General features: G+C 56.5%; 13 protein-coding genes and 1 pseudogene. 5 read left to right on the forward strand and 9 right to left on the reverse strand.

Annotated elements, in window-relative coordinates; genetic code table 11:
- Nucleotides 1–177 precede the first annotated feature (177 nt).
- Nucleotides 178–1200 (forward strand): hypothetical protein, encoded by a 1023-nt coding sequence (locus QY76_RS05385; RefSeq protein ID WP_045426677.1) that lies wholly within the window; start codon nucleotides 178–180, stop codon nucleotides 1198–1200.
- A complete protein-coding gene (locus QY76_RS05390) occupies nucleotides 1191–2315 on the forward strand; it encodes an FUSC family protein (RefSeq protein ID WP_045426680.1) in 1125 nt (374 codons plus the stop codon). Before QY76_RS05385 ends, QY76_RS05390 begins: the two co-directional genes overlap by 10 nt.
- 710 nt (nucleotides 2316–3025) lie before the next feature.
- On the opposite strand, the gene QY76_RS05395 is transcribed toward QY76_RS05390, so the two are convergent.
- The 3 genes and pseudogenes from QY76_RS05395 to QY76_RS18420 all read right to left on the reverse strand — a co-directional run.
- Nucleotides 3026–3649, reverse strand: coding sequence for a LuxR C-terminal-related transcriptional regulator (locus QY76_RS05395; protein ID WP_081854105.1), 624 nt, complete (start codon nucleotides 3647–3649; stop codon nucleotides 3026–3028).
- Between the two features lie 79 nt (nucleotides 3650–3728).
- Nucleotides 3729–6959: an autotransporter outer membrane beta-barrel domain-containing protein gene (locus QY76_RS18415; protein ID WP_081854106.1), complete on the reverse strand. Its 3231-nt coding sequence runs from the start codon at nucleotides 6957–6959 to the stop codon at nucleotides 3729–3731.
- Nucleotides 6960–7466: 507 nt separating this feature from the next.
- Nucleotides 7467–8131: pseudogene (locus QY76_RS18420) on the reverse strand (IS6 family transposase); the annotation flags it as partial.
- A 283-nt stretch (nucleotides 8132–8414) separates the two neighbouring features.
- Between QY76_RS18420 and QY76_RS05405 the strand changes: the two are divergent.
- Nucleotides 8415–9677, forward strand: coding sequence for a nucleoside permease (locus QY76_RS05405; protein ID WP_034164739.1), 1263 nt, complete (start codon nucleotides 8415–8417; stop codon nucleotides 9675–9677).
- A gap of 168 nt (nucleotides 9678–9845) precedes the next feature.
- A complete protein-coding gene (locus QY76_RS05410) occupies nucleotides 9846–10283 on the forward strand; it encodes a GNAT family N-acetyltransferase (RefSeq protein WP_235439451.1) in 438 nt (145 codons plus the stop codon).
- 53 nt (nucleotides 10284–10336) lie between these two features.
- On the opposite strand, the gene pnuC is transcribed toward QY76_RS05410, so the two are convergent.
- The 6 genes from pnuC to QY76_RS05440 form a co-directional block, all read right to left on the reverse strand.
- A complete protein-coding gene (gene pnuC / locus QY76_RS05415; RefSeq protein ID WP_045426689.1) occupies nucleotides 10337–11065 on the reverse strand; it encodes a nicotinamide riboside transporter PnuC in 729 nt (242 codons plus the stop codon).
- 1 nt (nucleotide 11066) lies between these two features.
- On the reverse strand, nucleotides 11067–11813 hold the full coding sequence (locus QY76_RS05420) for a nucleoside phosphorylase (RefSeq protein WP_034164736.1): 747 nt from the start codon (nucleotides 11811–11813) through the stop codon (nucleotides 11067–11069).
- Nucleotides 11814–11834: 21 nt separating this feature from the next.
- Complete coding sequence (locus QY76_RS05425; RefSeq protein ID WP_045426692.1) at nucleotides 11835–12536, reverse strand: Crp/Fnr family transcriptional regulator; 702 nt, start codon at nucleotides 12534–12536, stop codon at nucleotides 11835–11837.
- A gap of 175 nt (nucleotides 12537–12711) precedes the next feature.
- Complete coding sequence (gene dcuC / locus QY76_RS05430; protein WP_034164733.1) at nucleotides 12712–13968, reverse strand: C4-dicarboxylate transporter DcuC; 1257 nt, start codon at nucleotides 13966–13968, stop codon at nucleotides 12712–12714.
- A gap of 3 nt (nucleotides 13969–13971) precedes the next feature.
- Entirely contained in the window at nucleotides 13972–15090 is a 1119-nt protein-coding gene (locus tag QY76_RS05435) for an adenosine deaminase (RefSeq protein WP_034164731.1), read from the reverse strand.
- A 121-nt stretch (nucleotides 15091–15211) separates the two neighbouring features.
- Nucleotides 15212–16132 carry a LysR family transcriptional regulator gene (locus QY76_RS05440; RefSeq protein ID WP_034164730.1) on the reverse strand — a complete coding sequence of 307 codons (921 nt, stop codon included), beginning with the start codon at nucleotides 16130–16132 and terminating at the stop codon, nucleotides 15212–15214.
- A gap of 378 nt (nucleotides 16133–16510) precedes the next feature.
- Between QY76_RS05440 and QY76_RS05445 the strand changes: the two genes are divergently transcribed.
- Nucleotides 16511–17497: a TRAP transporter substrate-binding protein gene (locus QY76_RS05445; protein ID WP_034164729.1), complete on the forward strand. Its 987-nt coding sequence runs from the start codon at nucleotides 16511–16513 to the stop codon at nucleotides 17495–17497.
- The last annotated feature ends 39 nt before the right edge of the window (nucleotides 17498–17536 follow it).

Here is a 17536-nt window from a genome sequence, read left to right on the forward strand (position 1 = left end):
TTCCAACCCAATGTCCAGATTGATATGCTATTTAATAATAGAGTCATTTTTTTAGGTCGGCGATTTTATGGTGTTCTGGGATAGCCTCTCTGTTTTGTCTACGTCAAGAATGCCGAGGCCGCGCGCTGGCGCGTGTGACGCCTGGGTCTCCCTACGCCGTGGTCCGGAGCGCTCGCGATGAGGGTATGCGATCGCGTTATTCTGGCCGATCCCGACGGCCGCTTTATGCTCAACGCTATGCGTACCGCGATTGGACTGACGCTGGGGATCGTGGTCGATCAGGTCGGTCCGTTCGCCGAATGGGGGATCTACAGTATTTTGCTGGGCGTATTCTCCGTACAGGTGGTGATGGGCGATCGCCTCGCCAGCCATGCGCTGAGCGTCCTGATCAATACCCTGCTGATCGGTAGCGCGGTGCTGCTGGGCAGCCTGTGCAGTATCCCGCTGCAGGTGGTGATGGTAGCGCTGCTGGCGGCCCTAACGCTGTATCTATTCTCCTGCCGGCCCGCGATGGCCATGGTGTCGCTGTTTGTGACGCTGTTCGCCATTATCGCCAATGGGCTGGCGCAGGAGCGCCCCCCGGTCATGGGGCAGCTGATCCCGGCGCTGCTGGCCGGCGGCGCCTGCGCGCTGGGCGCCTTCCTGTTGCTTCCCGCCCGCACCAGCCGCCGCTACCGGCGGCGCCTGCCGCGCGTACTGCTACACCAGCTGGGAGAGACCTGCCGCTGGCTGGCCTATCTGCCCGCTGTACGCGATTTTAACCAGCTGGCGCCGGCGCTGAAAAAGGCCACCTTCAATCGTCAGGCTACGCTGCAGCGCCTGCTGAGCGCATACCACGCGGGATGCGACGGCGGTGGCGCCCCCCCGTCGCCCCGCACCGCGATGCTGATGGCGCTGGTGGAGGGGGTGATCACCCTGAGTTACTGGCCGGTGGAGCCGCTGGGGCGGGATGATCTACGCCGGGTCAACGCGCTGCGTCGACGCTGCTTTCTGGCGCTGGCCTCGCTGCTGTGTCGGGTGGAGTCGCTGGACTACCGTCAGCGCGCGCAGCAGCTGACGGCGCTGCGTCAGTGGCTTGCATGCGCGCTGCCGGAGGGGGCGCATCCCACGCTGCGCCTGCTGGTCTCCCTGCTGCAGGCGCTGGTCGAGCAATGCGCGCCGCTGGCGCTCCCCGCGCAGCAGGAGGCGTCATGCGATTGATCGGCGCTAAGACGCCGCTGCCGCCGCTGGTGCTACACCAGATGGCCAGCGCCGCGGTCTCCATGGTAGTGGCCCAGCTGCTGATCGCATGGGTGCCGCTGGTACAGGGATTTTGGGTTCCCCTGACCGCGCTGGTGGTCAGTCTGACCATCACCTCCTCATCGGCGGCATTTCGCCGCGGTTTCCAGCGGGTACTGGGAACGATGTGCGGGGTCGCGCTGGGCAGCTGTGGCATCCTACTGATCGATCATACTGCTATCTTCCTAATTCTGCTGGTGTTGACCGGAACGCTGGCCTACTGGAGCAAGTGCCTGAGCCGCTACTACGGCCTTTTTGTCTGCCTGATCACGACCCTGGTGGCGATGCTGCTGGCCAGCTTTTTTAATCATCAGCGCCCGCTGCTGTGGACCCTGCTCAGCTATCGCCTGATCGATACGCTGTGTGGCGCCCTGGTGGCCTATCTCTGTTCGCTGCTGATCATGCCGCGCCACCAGCATGATCAGGTTTTTGCGACCCTGACCGGCCTGCTGCGCCGTATCGCCGGGTTTAACCGGAGCTGCCTACTGGCGGCCGGGGGAGAGTGGCGGGTGCCGGAGGGGGCCTTCTTTCACCATTTTGAGGAGCTGGAGCACTACGTGCACGGCAACCTGCCCATCTGGTCTTACGATCTGCTGTTCGATCGCTATATCTATGCGCGCTTTCAGCTGTTTACCCACCGTATCAGCCGCCTGATGCTGACGCTGAATCTGCTGCATAGCCTGACGACCCGCCTGCATCTGGCCGTGGATGATCCCTGGTATCGCGCGCTGTGTCTGAACAGCGTGGCCCTGACCGGTGTTATCGATGCCATCGTGGCGCTGCGGCTCGATCTGGCTCGTCGTCGCCTGCGGCGTCTGGAGCGGATTAACCGGCTGATCGGGCGTCAGGCCCTGGCTGCGTCGGGAGAGGACGGCGAGCGCCGGGCGCAGGTTTCGGCGCTGCTGCTGTCGATAGAGCATGACGTGGCCGCGATGCTGAACGGGGTATCGCTGACCTTCCTGTGCGATAAGGCCCGGGAGGATCGCCGTCTGCGCCTGCCGCTCGGCGCGCACCGTCGCTCCGGGCGGCAGGCGTAGGCGGTTTTGCGCGGCGCTGGCGCTCATTTGTCGCCGCGATCATCCGCCGGATCGCGTAGCCAGGGTGGCGTCGGCGAGAAGTGCGCCGCCAGCGCATTGAGCGTGACCGCCCGGCGCCGGGGCGAGGATTTGTCATTCGGTCAGAGAAGATGGAGCGGGCGTTCGGCGAAGGCCGCCGCCGTCAGCAGCCCGATCAACGCGCTGCGTCGAATCAGCGGCGCGGCCGGCCAGTCGGGCTGTCGGGTGACCCCTGTTGCATGAGCGACATGGCATTAGCCAAAGGGGGCTGGCCGTTTTTTCAGCCACCCACAGATAAAAGTGTTCCGCCGGTGATAATCTGTCGGCGGCTGAATGCTGGCGTTGTCCTGCGTGTACATGTGTATTGGCCCAGTGCCCGCGACTATCGTCTATGCCCGCTGAAATGCTTTAAATCCCGGCATGGGGCACACCCGTTGTTTGATATTCCGGAGAGCTTGTTCAATCAGATGATTAAGATACTTGCTTAGTCCGGCGGTAACCGCTTCATCTTCTGTTTTATCAGCGTTGAGTATTACCCATGTCGCTTTATTGACATGATTCTTATCAATGGTCTCGGTATTCTATAGACAAAATCACTTTGTCTATGCTGCGTTGTTGTACATTCAAGGTTTAGTTGATACACATTTTTATGAGTATCTATTAATGTCGCTCTATTAAGAAATAGAGATGGATTACATCGCTAAATCATAAATTCTTAAGTCTTGATGTATGCTAGGGATAAAACGGCATAATAACTGATATTTAATCAGTAGTTCAATGTTATTTCTTGCATTGATTTTCTTCATTAAGCTCCTCTTGATATAGCTTGATGATTTATTGCTAATAGAGAGTTTTTTTGCGATTTCATTATTGTTGATTCCTCGTAAGAAGTAATACATAAATCGTGTTTCAGTAGGCGAGATCAATCTGGAATCGCGCAGTCCAAGCGCTTTATCATTCAATGTATAAGATATATCCAGCAACAAGTCAGACAAAATATTACATATCTCATGAATGTTTTTTGATGATTCGATAAATCTCACCTGATGGTAATTAAACATATCGCTGAGAATGTGTATATATTTGCTATCCATAATGAATAGTACGACTCCACCTGGATCGGTATGTAATATATAATGGCCAATTTCAGCCAGGCTCATCCCTGACATAACATACACAGACACCTTCTCGTCATACTGATTTACGCCTAAATAAACAGATTTATCCAGCATGGTAGAACAGGCCTTTTCAAGGCCTGAAATAAAGAAGTTATCTAAGCCATAAAAATTTAATCGATTAGCAATAGAATTAGGCATAAACGCTTTCGTCAAAAATCATTGATTATATTTCAGCGAGCATGGGAAATATCGCCGGACGTATCCGGCGATTTATCAATTAAAATATATACTTAATGCCTAGTGTTGCCGTGGTATCACTGTAGTGTTCCTTGCCAACCTGTACGCCAACGTTGCCCCACAGATTGACGCTATTATTGATTTTCCCATCAATGCCTAATTTTACCTCAGCAAGATTATTCGCGCCTTGCTGATAAGATCGATCGCCATTTACTTCAACAGCAAAGCGCTGTGTATTATGGAGCCAGTTTGCTTCAATAAACGGCTCAAACTCACGGGATTTATCTTTATCGATAATACTATGTCCTTTAAGAAAGGTACGCAGCCCCACTCTCGTCTGAATATTATTTGTATTGGTACCACGTATGCGCGTTCCATTGGCTTCCTGCATATTACCAGACTGAATCCCCATCCATGTCAACTGTAGCTGAGGCTGTAGATACCAGCTATTAAGGCTGCCATATTCAGTATGGTAATCTTTTAACTTAAGTGTATAGCCACTTTCTAGCGATGCACTCCAGCCGTGAGTGCGATAATTTTGTGCAACAGTTTGCTCACCTTTTACCTGGTTATTAAACCAGCCATATTGCAACCAGCTATCAACATAACTACCTGATTGGTCTTCGGGGTTAGCAAACCAAGAGCCGTACATACCCACGCTATAGCCATTCACTGATCCTTGAGCACGATATCCAGAAAGCGTTGAATGTGTATTGCTGTTGCTATGTCCATAACCCGCCATCACACCTAGATGGATACGCTGTTGACCCGGCATAATCCATTGGGCAATATCGCCTCCGAGTTGCACCAAGTAACGGTTACTTTGCGTGTCCAACTGACCACTATTATCCCTGGAAACATTATGACTACCGGACTGGCGTAACCACAGGCTGGTTGCATGCTTTTTACCCGTAAATGCATCGATATATTCTATTTCACCGAGGCGATCGTGCAGGCTCATTGTAAAAAGTGTGTTGGCAGCAGCAATATTGGATATATAGCCGCCAACTTCAGGCCGAAGAACCGGAGACTGAGCAGAAGCCAACGTATTACTCAGATACCAGTTAGATTTATTGTCTCCTTGCCCCCTGACGAGATAGTAATCATAAGCACCGGAAACAATACGCCCGACTTGATGGAAATCTGCAGAGGAATTTCCTGAAACATTAATCAGCTCAATCCCCTGTAAGGTTTTTTCTCCTACTCCTCCTACATTGGTTACACTGACCCATCCGCTGCCTTGTGTATCACCATTCACAATAAGTTTATTAATGGCTGAATCATCGCCATTAATAACCCCGTTAAAATAAAAATGGCCGTTATCGCTGTTTAAATTACCATCAATCGTCAGCGCGCCGTGGGGATTAGGGGATTGTTGTTCAGCAAAATACAGTGAACTGTCGACCAATGTCAGGCCGCTGATCCGTGATCCTGCAGCATTTTCCCATCGACTATAGTCACTCAACGTCATCGCTATCTTGCTATGACTGCTACTCATCGCGCTACCGCTAAGCAAACTCCCTTTAGCCTCTAGAGCAACATCGCCCTGTTCGGCTTCAAGCATGACACCGTTACCGGCGCTGATTGCTGAGTTCACCAATGCGATATTTGCCTTACCCGTATTTACATTAATTGCACTATGCTTTCCCCAAAGCTGTGAGTTAGAGACAGAAATATTTGCGACACTGCTAGGCTGAGTGCTATTAACGTACAGTCCACTACCCTGCTCAGCCTTGAGCGATGAATCGGTAACTTGTAGCGAACCACCATTATATATAGCTGCACCGTGTGCACCATCACCAATAGTACGGATATCTGTTTGGGAAAGGGATGCTTGACCCGCACGGATAGCTACGCCATGGCTACCACTTCCGCGAGTCTCTAAATAGGCGTTATCTAATGCTACTTTTGCATTCGCGCCATTCGCATAGGCGGCATAACTTCCTTTCCCTTCGGTAATGGCATGTAAACCTTTAGCCGCGACCAACGCCTGACTTACCGGATCACTACCATCCACACCTTGTTCGAGAGCCGTTGTACACTCTCTCCCTCCGTTCCTGGCACAAGCGGACAATGCAAATGCCCCATCTCCTCGCGTGACTACCTGCGTATTTCCTATCGTTGATATTAGCGTATCCCCGATGGTTCCGGAGACCTGAGCTAATATACCCATCGCCGAGGTTCCCTGCGTTGTAATGCGGTTATTACCACGTAGTGAGACATTAGCGCCGAACTCGCTAACAACACCATTCGCCGAGACATCCCCTGACATATCACCCAGTGTTTCAATCTGAATATTAGTCAGCTGCGCCTGAGAATTCTCGCCGCTGGTAAGTACACCGTAACTACCTGCACCTTCTGTAACAATCTGGCTATCATTACTGACAAGCATCGCACCTTGATGAACTAGCAAAGCACTCGACAACGCATGGCTCGTCACCACTTGAGCGTTATCTAGCGTTACTCGACTACCCGCATCCGTAGCATAGACGCCATAGGCAGCCCCCGTCGTTGCAATACTGCTTTGGCTTATTGCAACAGTACTTCCCCCTGAAACCATTGCACCATGCGAACCATCGCCGCGAGTCTGAATATTTCCACTATCAAAAGTCACCTCACTGCCGCTGTTAGCTTGCACTGCGGTGCTATTATTTCCTGTAGTGAACAGTGCAGTTTTTTGTGCATTCAGCGTTCCCTTAGCCTGAGCAAAAAGTGCAGAGGAAAACTCACCGCTAGTCTCAACCTGACTATTCTTAATATTTAGATTGGCCTCGAATTCAGCAATAGCGCCAGCAGCATTTAATCCAATCCCCCCTGCTGATGTTACGATGATTTTGGTTGCATCAACGTCTATCACTGAGCCTTTACCTGAGCTAAGTACCCCTCCATGGCTCTTGTTATTGGATTCAACCACTGATTTAGAAATAGTTGTACTACCGCCCTCTTTTGACTGGAGAGCAAAACTTCCACCCCCGCTGCTGAGCAAGTGAGATGATGTTACATCTGTTCTTCCTCCTGATGTAGTCAAAATTCCACTGGATGCAATAGCCGCTGCAGTAATACTGGAGTTAGTGATTTCCAGGCTAGATTTGTTACCTACGGTCACAGTACTGATATATGCAGAACCATTATTATTTAGATTCTCACCCATTATTTTATGGTGGTTGCCATCAGAAAAATCCACGGGAGAGGCGATAGCGCTCTGAATCGCCGCGGTGATAACTCCAATAGCTAAGATTCCATTTGTGTTATTAATTGCAATAAATCTCATAATACTCCCCTAATGCACATCACATGCAAACATGCAGCACTCAAACAAATGTTACTTTTTTGAGAATAAACGATCTTTTATGCTGAAAAAAGACAATAACTCGATCTTTTGATCTGCAAAATTGAGTTGATGTGATATAAAAAACTAAAAAAACAAAGATAGTCAAAATAAAAATCCAAATATATCAACTATATCGAATGAAAAGATCGTTTTGGATTATATTTTTGGTTTTAAATGCCAAATTTAAATAATGAATATGTATGTTTTCTTTTTGAAAACAGATTGGAATATTATTAACAATAAATTAACACGGATATTTCCATAAGATGACCACAAGCAACTGGAATAGAATAATTCATTGCATTTAATATAAACAGAATAACAGTAAGTAAGATGAATGTAACTTCATAAACTATTTCGGTGGTAGTGTAAAATGTGCGGTCTCTTTGTGATCCTGTCGCATGAGCGACATGGCATTAGCCAAAGGGGGGGGCTGGCCGTTTTTTCAGCCACCCACAGATAAAAGTGTTCCGCCGGTGATAATCTGTCGGCGGCTGAATGCTGACGTTGTCCTGTGTGTACATGAGTATTGACTCAGAGCCCGCCACTATCGTCTATGCCCGCTGAAATGCTTTAAATCCCGGCATGGGTCACACCCGGTATTTGATATTCCAGAGATCTGCCCTTACTGATGGTAATTATTTCATCGATTGAGCTATCGCCATTAGGTGTCACCAGTATGGCGGTATTGGCACCATTCTTATCAATAAATTCGCTATCCTGTGCGCCATGATGGCTACTCACCTTGTGAAAGAAGCGTAATGCGGCGGCGGTCTCCCGCTTGGCGGTCAGCCGGAAATCGACGGTTTGACCTACCGTGCCTATCGCACGATATAAATATTTTCACTGGTCTTTGATTTTGATGCCGGTTTCATTGATACGTCATCCGCGGCCCGCTGCCGTTTATACTAACGGAATGCCTTATCCGGAAGCGGCGCCAAGCGGATAGCCCAGCGGTGAAGCATGGCGTGGTTAAAATGAATACCGCGCGCGGTCATTATCTCTTCGAGATCGCGCCGAGGCAGTGAGTAAGTCAGATATCAGAGGATACACTGAACAATAACCTCGATGGGATAATCCCGTGGTTTGAGGGCGCTTCGGATAAGAGACATGGTTAAGCGGCATCACAGGAAAACAGCATGTTACCTGAGCATCTGTCCTATGCGACAGATGCGAGATCCCGCTGGGCGCTGCGTCTTGCCCGGCGTCGTAGACCATCGCACTGTGGCATAAATGTTATCTCCATCACTAATTTATGCCGCAATTAATATGCTTTTTCATTTTTTGAGCGCGGTAGCAAAATATTTTCCCCGCGGGGTGATAGGATCAAATCATAATAAATTAAAAATGTTTTTATCCCATCTTATCCTGGCTCTTATGTGTGAGGAAAATAACATGAATCTCAAGCTGCAGCTGAAGATACTGTCATTTCTGCAGTTCTACCTGTGGGGGAGCTGGCTGACGACGCTCGGTTCCTACATGTTTGTTACCCTGAAGTTTGACGGCGCGGCCATCGGGGCGGTTTACAGCTCGCTGGGGATTGCGGCGCTGTTTATGCCGACCCTGCTGGGGATCGTGGCGGATAAATGGATCAGCGCCAAGTGGGTCTATGCCGCCTGCCATCTGGTGGGGGCGCTGACCCTGTTCCTGGCGGCCCAGGTGACGACGCCAAGCGCCATGTTCGTGGTTATCCTGCTGAACTCCCTGGCCTATATGCCGACCCTGGGGCTGGTGAATACCATTTCGTATTATCGGCTGCAGAATGCGGGCATGGATATCGTCAGAGATTTTCCGCCGATCCGTATCTGGGGCACCATTGGGTTTATTCTGGCCATGTGGGCGGTCAGCTTCTCCGGCTTTGAGCTGAGCTACATGCAGCTGTATATCGGTGCCGTGGCCTCGCTGCTGCTGAGCCTGTTTGCCATGACGCTGCCCCATATTCCGGTGGCGAAACGCCAGGAGAAACAGGGCTGGGCGGAGATGCTGGGGCTGAATGCCTTTAGCCTGTTCAAGACTCCGCGCATGGCGATCTTCTTTATTTTCTCCATGCTGCTGGGCGCTGAGCTGCAGATTACCAACATGTTCGGTAACCCGTTCCTGCACAGCTTCGATCAGAATCCGCTGTTCAGCGGCAGCTTTATCGTCGAGCACGCCTCGGTGCTGCTGTCGGTATCACAGATCTCTGAGACCGTGTTTATCCTGACCATCCCGTTCTTTCTCGGGCGCTATGGTATCAAGAACGTGATGCTGATGAGCATGGTGGCCTGGATGCTGCGCTTCGGCCTGTTTGCCTACGGCGATCCGTCGCCGTTCGGCACCGTGCTGCTGGTGCTGTCGATGATCGTGTACGGCTGCGCCTTTGACTTCTTTAACATCTCTGGCTCGGTGTTCGTCGATCAGGAGGTCAAACCGTCCATCCGCGCCAGCGCGCAGGGGATGTTCCTGATGATGACCAACGGGTTCGGCTGTATCCTGGGCGGCATCGTCAGCGGGAAGGTGGTGGAGTATTACACCCACGGCGGTGTGACCGACTGGCCGACCGTATGGCTGATCTTCGCCGGCTACTCGCTGCTGCTGGCCGTCATCTTCCTGTTCCTGTTCCGTTACCGCTACGTCCGTCCGCAGGGGCATGACGCTGCCGTACGCCAGGAGGCCTGAGTCTTGCCGATATACCGGGCCGCACCGTAGGGCGCGGCCCAGTTTTTTCGCCATGTTAATGCCCGCAGGGTGCCTTCCCACTTGCCCCGGCGCATCCGTTGTCTGTCCCGATCCCGGTCGTTAGGCTAGCCTTTTTCATTGCCGAATCTCACCCACGCAGGGGGACGCATGACGATTGTACCGTTGGATGAAACCATGATGCGCCGCTGGGTCGCGCTGCGCGCCCAGCTGGCGCCGCAGACGCCGCTGAGCCGCCACTGGCTTGAGGGCTGCGCGCTGCTGGATGCCGCCCCCTACGCCGCCCTGCTGGCGCTGGACGCCGAAGGCGAGGCGCAGGGGTTTGTGGAGATTGCGCTGCAGCCGGAGATGTTACAGCGCAGTGCGCCTGCCCGGCTGCGGCTGTGCTGCCTGTTCGTGTCGCCCGACCGGCGACGGCGCGGGGTGGCGACGGCGCTGATGGCGGCGGCGGCGGCCTGGGGACGGCAGCGCGGATGCGCGGAGATGGTGACGGCGGTGGCGCTGGAGGATAGGGCGCAGCAGCGTATGCTGGCTGCGCTGGGGTTGACCGAGCAGGCGCGGCAGGTGACCTACCGTCTACCGCTGTGAGATGAGCCGCGCCGCAGAGGGGCGTCCCGGCTGGCGGGACGCGGGCAGGGCGATTATACGGTGGCCGGCGCCAGCGGGCGGGAGCCGTGGCGGCGCGCGCTGTTGACCCAGGTCACGGAGCCCATCACGGCGATCGCGGTCAGCAGGATGTACTCCAGCGACATGGCGTAGACTCCCTGGATGGCGTAGATCACCACGCTGATGATGTCGATCACCACCCACAGCAGCCAGTTCTCAACGTATTTGCGGGTCATCAGCACCATCGCGGCGATGGAGAGCACCAGCATGGCGGAATCCCACAGCGGGAAGGCATCCGGCTGCAGATCCGGCATCACGGCGGCCACGCCCATTCCCTGCAGCAGATCGATGGCGACGCGGGTGAGGACGGCGAACACCGGATCGATAAAGCGGGTCATCAGGGCGATGGCGACCAGGCAGACCAGGGTCAGGGTCAGCGCCTTGCCGCGCGACAGCCAGCGTACCTTGAGGGCAGCCTCGTTATCGCCGTTCTGCCGACTCCAGGCGTACCAGCCGTACAGGTTGGCGGCGAAGAAGAACACCTGCAGCAGCAGGCTAGCGTACAGCTGGATCTGGAAAAAGATGGCGGCAAACAGAGTGACGTTGATCAGCCCAAACAGGTAGTTGATGATCTTCTCTTTGCTGGCAAACCAGATACACAGCAGGCCAAACAGCGTGCCGATGGCTTCGATCCATGACAGGGCATATCCGCCTTCACCGAGGGGGATGTTTGCCATTACGTTGTTAATGCTGAAAAAATCCATATCAGTTCCCCTTGTTATAATCCTGTCGGATGGCGTTGAGGGCCAGCTCGATCTCTCGGGCTTCGCCGCGCTGGCTGTGCGCTTCCTGCTGCTGGTAGTCGTTGATGCCCTGCGCCAGCCCACCGCTGTGGGTGACCACCACGTTGAGCACCGAGGCGGTGCGCAGGCCGCGCAGCGCGCCGACCACCATCAGCGGCGCGGTTTCCATATCGGCGGCCAGAATACCGCGCGCCGACCATTCGGCGTCCAGCTCGGCCTCTCGGTCGGTGTAAAAGCTGTCGTGGCTGCGCACATAGCCACAGTGTGCCGGGAACGCCAGGCGTTCGGCCTCTGTGCGCAGCAGATGCACCAGGCCGTTGTCGGCGCAGGCCGGGTAGCTGGCGGGCGCATAGGCGTGGCTGGTTCCCTCATCGCGCACCGCGCCGCTGGCGATCACCAGATCGCCCATCGCCATGTGATCCTGCAGGGCGCCGCAGCTGCCGATGCGGATCAGGGTGGTGATGCCGATGTGGCGCAGCTCCTCCACGGCGATGGCGGTCGATGCGCCGCCGATGCCGGTGGAGATGGCCAGGACTTCGATGCCGTGGAACTCGCCGCGCAGCGCGCGGAACTCGCGGTTCTGCCCCAGCGGCTCGACCTTCTCCAGAAAGCGGGCGACGTGCTCAACGCGCTGCGGATCGCCGGGCAGCAGCGCATAGCGTGCCTGGGTCATGGCGCGGCTCAGGCGGATGTGCGGTTGTAGTTCCATCGGGCTCCTCATACGTCTGTATTACAGACCGGCTTCACGCTGCAGGCTGTCGGGATCAAGCAGGGTAATATACTCCCCATCAACCGCGATAATCTGCTGCGCCTTCAGGGTGAACAGGATGCGATTGATGCTGCGCACGGCGGCGGCAAACTCGTGGCTGAGCTGCTGCTTGTCCAATGCGATGCGCTCGCTCTCCTGCCGCGCAAAGCGGTGCCACAGCGCCAGCGATACCCGCTGTTGCAGGGTATACAGGCTGTCGGCACCGGCCTTGGCGGACAGGTGATAATACTGCTGGCTGCAGGTACGCAGTATGCGTTGATTAAAATGGTTATCCAGCGCCAGCCAACGGTGGAAGTCATCGCGGGTGAGCTCCAGTAGCCGCGTCTCGCGGGTGGCTTCGACCGAGCAAATATAGGGGCGCTGTTCAAATATTTCCAGCTCCCCCAAGATGTCTCCCTGGTGGTAGCGAGCCTGCTGATAACGGCGTCCGTCGTCAGCTTCAAAAAAGATGTCGGCTTCTCCCTGCAATATTAGTCGGAAATGCTGGCAGATATCGCCCTGCCGGCAGATCAGCCCGTTCTGAGCGACCGTTCGCGCGGACCAGCGGCGCATGATGCTCAGCGGACAGTGCTTTACCCAATCGTAGAGGGCGGCGTTGGCGGTGACCTGTGCAATGATGGCCTGCCACGCTTCGCTGTGCATGCCGCAGTTAGCTTTGAACACTATAGATATTCCTTCGGTTACGGGACAGGACGGGCGTCCGCTGCGGCAGCAACGGGGGCGTAAAAACTGCCGACGGGCTCTGATATTACACACCCGCCCGGGACAAATGTCCCGGGCGGGTGTGTTGTGGCGGGATATGTGACGGCGATCTCGTTTGGATACGCCGCGGACGGACTCAGATCAGGACGATCAGCAGCAGCAGCCCCACCAGCATCACCGGCGCGGTGCGCTTGACCAGATCGAGCGGCGAGACGCCGACCATGCCGGCGACCACGATGGCGGCGGCGGAGAGCGGCGAGGCGGTGCGCCCCAGGTAGCTGGCGAAGGCGGCGGCGGTTCCCAGGCTGGTGCCATCCATGCCAAAGGCGGCGGCGTGGGGGGTTATGGCCTCGTTGAAGGCGTAGGCCGCGGCGTCGCCGGATCCTATCACGATGGCCATCAGAAACGGGCCGACGGTGCCGCCGAAGCGGGCAGCCTGCGGGTAGTCGATCAGCAGCGTTTTGGCGGCATCGATAAGCCCTATGGCGCTCAGGCCGGCCACAAAGACCCCGGCGCAGATGATAATGCCGAACACGTCGCTGTAGGCTTTGCCCATGCCGTCGAAGAAGGCGGGAATCGCTTTGCCCGGGTGGGTACGGGTGACCAGCAGGGTGGCGAGGATCCCCCACATGACCGCCTGCGGAACCCCCATCTTCAGCCAGCTGACGCCGCCGAAGGCGCCGAGCATCAGCAGGGTGACCGGCAGCAGCGGCATCAGCGCGGCCAGCAGATTGATCGGCTGGTGGTTGGCCTGCATCTCGCTTTCCAGCGTTGAGTGATAGCCGCGATGCTCACGGCGCAGCAGGGCGGTCAGCGTCATGCCGACCATGATCAGCAGCCCCAGCCACACCACGGTCATGGCGCGTGAGCCGATGATGGTCATCACGTCGCCACCGACGATCTTGGCCACCAGGGCCATGTGCGGACTGCCCGGATTGAGCAGGCTGGCGCCGAAGGTGCCCGCCAGTACCGCGGCGCCGGCCATCACCGGGTGGATACCCGCCGCCAGCTGCAGCGGGATCATGGTGATACCGGCGGCGGCGGCGGCTCCGGCGGCGCTGGGCAGCGCCAGCTGGACGAAGGTGGTCAGCAGAATGGTGCCGGGGATCAGCAGCAGACCGACGCGGCGCAGCGGTACGCTCAGCAGGCGTACCAGGTGGCGGTCACAGCCGGTAAACTTCATCACGGTGGCGAAGCCGATGGCCGACAGGATCGCCTGGATCAGCCCCTCGGAGACCATCTTCTGGGCAAAGCTGTTCATCGCCGCCATCGGATCGGCGGCCAGCAGGCACATCAGCAGGCCGGAGAACAGCAGCACGGTGCGGGTATCCTGGCGCTTGATCAACAGGATCACCGTCAGGATCAGGATCGCAATACCGGCAATAACTAACATGGTTTAGTCTCCCGAGACAGGGCGTTGGTAGATGACGTGGCGCTGCGTATCGTAGGGCGGCTCCTGCGCCAGCCGGGCACGCAGGGCATCGAACTCGGCCAGCCACTGGATGCGCCAACGCGCCTTGAGCGGCGCCGGCTGCCAGCAGGCGTCGATGGCGTTGGCCAGCATGGTTCGCACTCCGTCGAGATCGAAGCCGAACTCCTCCACCATGACCCGGTAGCATTCGGCGCCGTTGGTGTCGTGCATATGCCAGTCGTCGGTGGCCGGGATCAGGTTGATGCCCGCCGCCGCCATGCGGCGGATGGGATGGCATTGGCGCCACGTGTCGCGATCGGGCCAGCGCTTGAGGAAGAAGGTGTTGCTGGGCACCACGGTAAAGGGAACGCCGTCGCGGGCGCAGCGCGCCATCAGCTCGGGGTTATCGACGATGCTGTAGCCGTGATCGATGCGATCGAGGTGCAGCAGATCCAGTCCGCTCTCCACGTTACGCCAGTGCAGGCCGAACTCGCTGCAGTGGCCGGTCAGGCGCAGTCCGCCCTGACGCGCCAGACGGTAGGCTTTCCAGAAGTGCTCTATCGGCGCATCGTGTTCGCGGTAGTCGATGCCGATTCCGGGCACCAGCGGGTGCGGGTGCGATAGCACCGTCTCCACCATGCGTACGGCTTCTTCGGGACTCTTTTCGCGGTTGATGGCCGGCAGGAACAGCGCGTGGATATCCCAGCGCTGGGCGGCGCAGGCTAGTCCCTCCGCCAGCGCGGCGGTGACCTCGGCATAGGGCAGCGCGGTGTCAGAGGGGTTCCAGAACAGCTCCAGGTGGCGTACGCCGGTCGCCGCGGCGTCCTCGGCCACCTCCTGCATGACCCGGCAGTAGTCCTGGGGGCGCGTCAGCAGCGGGTAGAGGAAATTAAGGGCGGCGATACCGCCTTTGACCTGACCGGTCTCCGCCTGATAGCGGCGGTAGAAGCTCTTGGCATCGCGTTCACTGAGGGTCACGCCCGCCTGCTTCGCCAGGTCGCGCATCGTCTCTAGGCGAACGCCGCCCAGCAGGTGGTAGTGCAGATCCAGTTTGGGGAATCTGGCCAGAAAATCCGGCCAGGTAATCGTTTGCGTCGCTGGCATTGACCTATCCCGCGGCAGAAAAAGGGAAAGGCGCATCATAGGGGAGCGCGCGCCGGGCGTGAAATGCTATTCCGGCATGGCTCAGGCCGATTCGGCACCGGGGCCGGTTTTTCGCCGGCGCTCAGCGCGCCGGCGCGGGCGGCGGCCAGAAGGCATGGTCGGCGGCGATGCGCTGCGCCAGCCGCTGCCAGAAGGCCTCGGCGCGCTGGTGCAGGCGGGCGCGGTTGCGATAGAGGCGGATCTGATAGGGGACGCGCCAGCGCTGGCGATCCACGGCTACCAGCCGGCCCTCCGCCAGCTCCGCGCCGATCTGGCAGTCGGCGAGCCAGGTCAGGCCGTGGCCGCGCAGCGCCATCTGGCGGTGCAGATCGCACAGCGAGGCCTCAAACAGCGGCTGGGCGGGGAAGGGATACTGGGGCATCAGACGCTCTACCATGCGGGCGCTGTAGGAGTCCGGGGTGTAGCGCAGCACCGGCACCGGTTGTTCGCCCGGTTGAAAACGGGCCTGGCCGTTGGTATCGGGGGCGCTGACCAGCAGCAGATCGCCGCGCCCGAGCAGCAGGTTGTCAAACGGCGGCTGTAGCAGGGCGTGGTTATCAAAGGCCAGTAGGAAGTCACTCTCACCCTCCATCAGCGCCTCGACGGCGAAGTCCACCCGCAGAATATCAACGCCGAAGGGTAAGGGCGCCGGGTCGTCCGCGGTGACTGCGGCGATCAGGTCGAGCAGAAAAGGGGAGGAGAGGCTGTGGGGGGCGCTGAAACGTACCGGATGGAGCAGAGCCTGCGGGCGTCCGTTGATGTTGTTCAGCCCTTCGCGCCATTGGTTGGTCATGGCGTGGGCCAGCAGGCGAAACTGGTAGCCGGCGGGCGTCAGGGTCACCGGCGTGGTGCTGCGATCGACCAACTGCTGACCCACGCTCTGCTCCAGCGCCCGAATATGGCGGCCAAAGGCCGGCTGAGTGATATTGCGGCTGGCGGCGGCGCGGGAAAAGTTACGCAGCTCTGCCAGTGCCAGAAAGTCTTCAAGCCAGCCTATCTCCATCTCTGCTCCCCCTCCGCGGTTCTCCGGATGCTCCCCGCTATCCTGCCCTCTCGGCCAGTGGTATGACAACCCCGTCGCGCGATTCTCAGTGAATAATATATTTTTTCCGAACATACATGTAGGGAAAATAATTTGAATGATAAATATGGAGATTAAATCATCGGTATTTACGATGTAATTAAGCTGCTCAATTCGAATTATTTGGTGATCGAAGGCGCAGAATTGTGTCTCTGATAAGAGAATTACCGAAAATGTGAGGCATGCACTGCCTACTTATCCGATAGCTAAAATAAGATGTCATACAGAAATTGGCGTAATTACTTATTTGTTCAGACCAAAAGTAACATATATTCAACCAATATCAGGGAGCCTTGCCATATGAAACTGAAAACTTTTTCCCGTCATATCCTCTGTGCAGCCGTGCTTTCTCTGATCGCTGGCGGCGCACAGGCAGCAGAGAAAGTCACGCTGAAACTGGCTCATAACCTTGAGCGCAGCCACGTTGTGCACCAAGCCTTCGAGCAGATGGCGAAAGAGGTACAACAACTTTCTAACGGCAATATGCGTATCCGTATTTACCCCAGCAGCCAGATGGGCAGCGCCCGCGAAACCCTCGAGCTGTTGCAGAACGGCGCGCTGGATATGACCAAAGGCTCCGGTAGCGATCTGGAATCATTCGATAACGTCTACGCCATTTATAATATGCCGTACCTGTTTAAGGATCAGCAGCACTTTAATAACGTCGTCTATGGTCCGGTCGGCAAAGAGATTATGGATTCCACCAAGGATAAGGGCTTCTTCGCCATGTCCGCCTACGTCGCCGGTACCCGCAGCTTCTATGCCAAGAAGCCGATCACCTCGCCCGCCGATCTGAAAGGGATGAAAATCCGCGTTCAGGCCAGCCCGACCACCATCAAGATGGTGGAGCTGATGGGCGGCTCTCCGACGCCAATCTCCTTCGGCGAGGTGTATACCGCCATGCAGCAGGGCGTGGTGGATGGCGCGGAGAACAACATACCTTCCTGGGTGCAGACCCGCCACATTGAAATCGCCAACGTCCTGTCTGAAGATGAGCACGCCTCGATTCCGGACTACCTGGTCATCGCCACCAAAACCTGGGAGAAGCTGACCCCGGAGCAGCAGGCCATCCTGACCAAAGCCGCCCGCAATTCTGAAGTCTACCAGCAGAAGCTGTGGGATCAGGTCGATGCCGAGTCCCGCGCGCAGGCCAAAGCGATGGGTGCCAGCATCGTAACCGTAGACAAGGCACCGTTCCGTGCCGCCGTACAGCCGCTGTATGACGAGTTCCGCAAGGATCCGCAGCAGGCCGCGCTGCTGGACAAGTTCGAAGCCGCCGCGCAGTAACGCCGTTATGCGCGGGCGAGAGATACGCCCGCGCCGTTT

Source organism: Edwardsiella sp. EA181011 (genome assembly GCF_000800725.1).
Lineage (GTDB): Bacteria > Pseudomonadota > Gammaproteobacteria > Enterobacterales > Enterobacteriaceae > Edwardsiella > Edwardsiella anguillarum.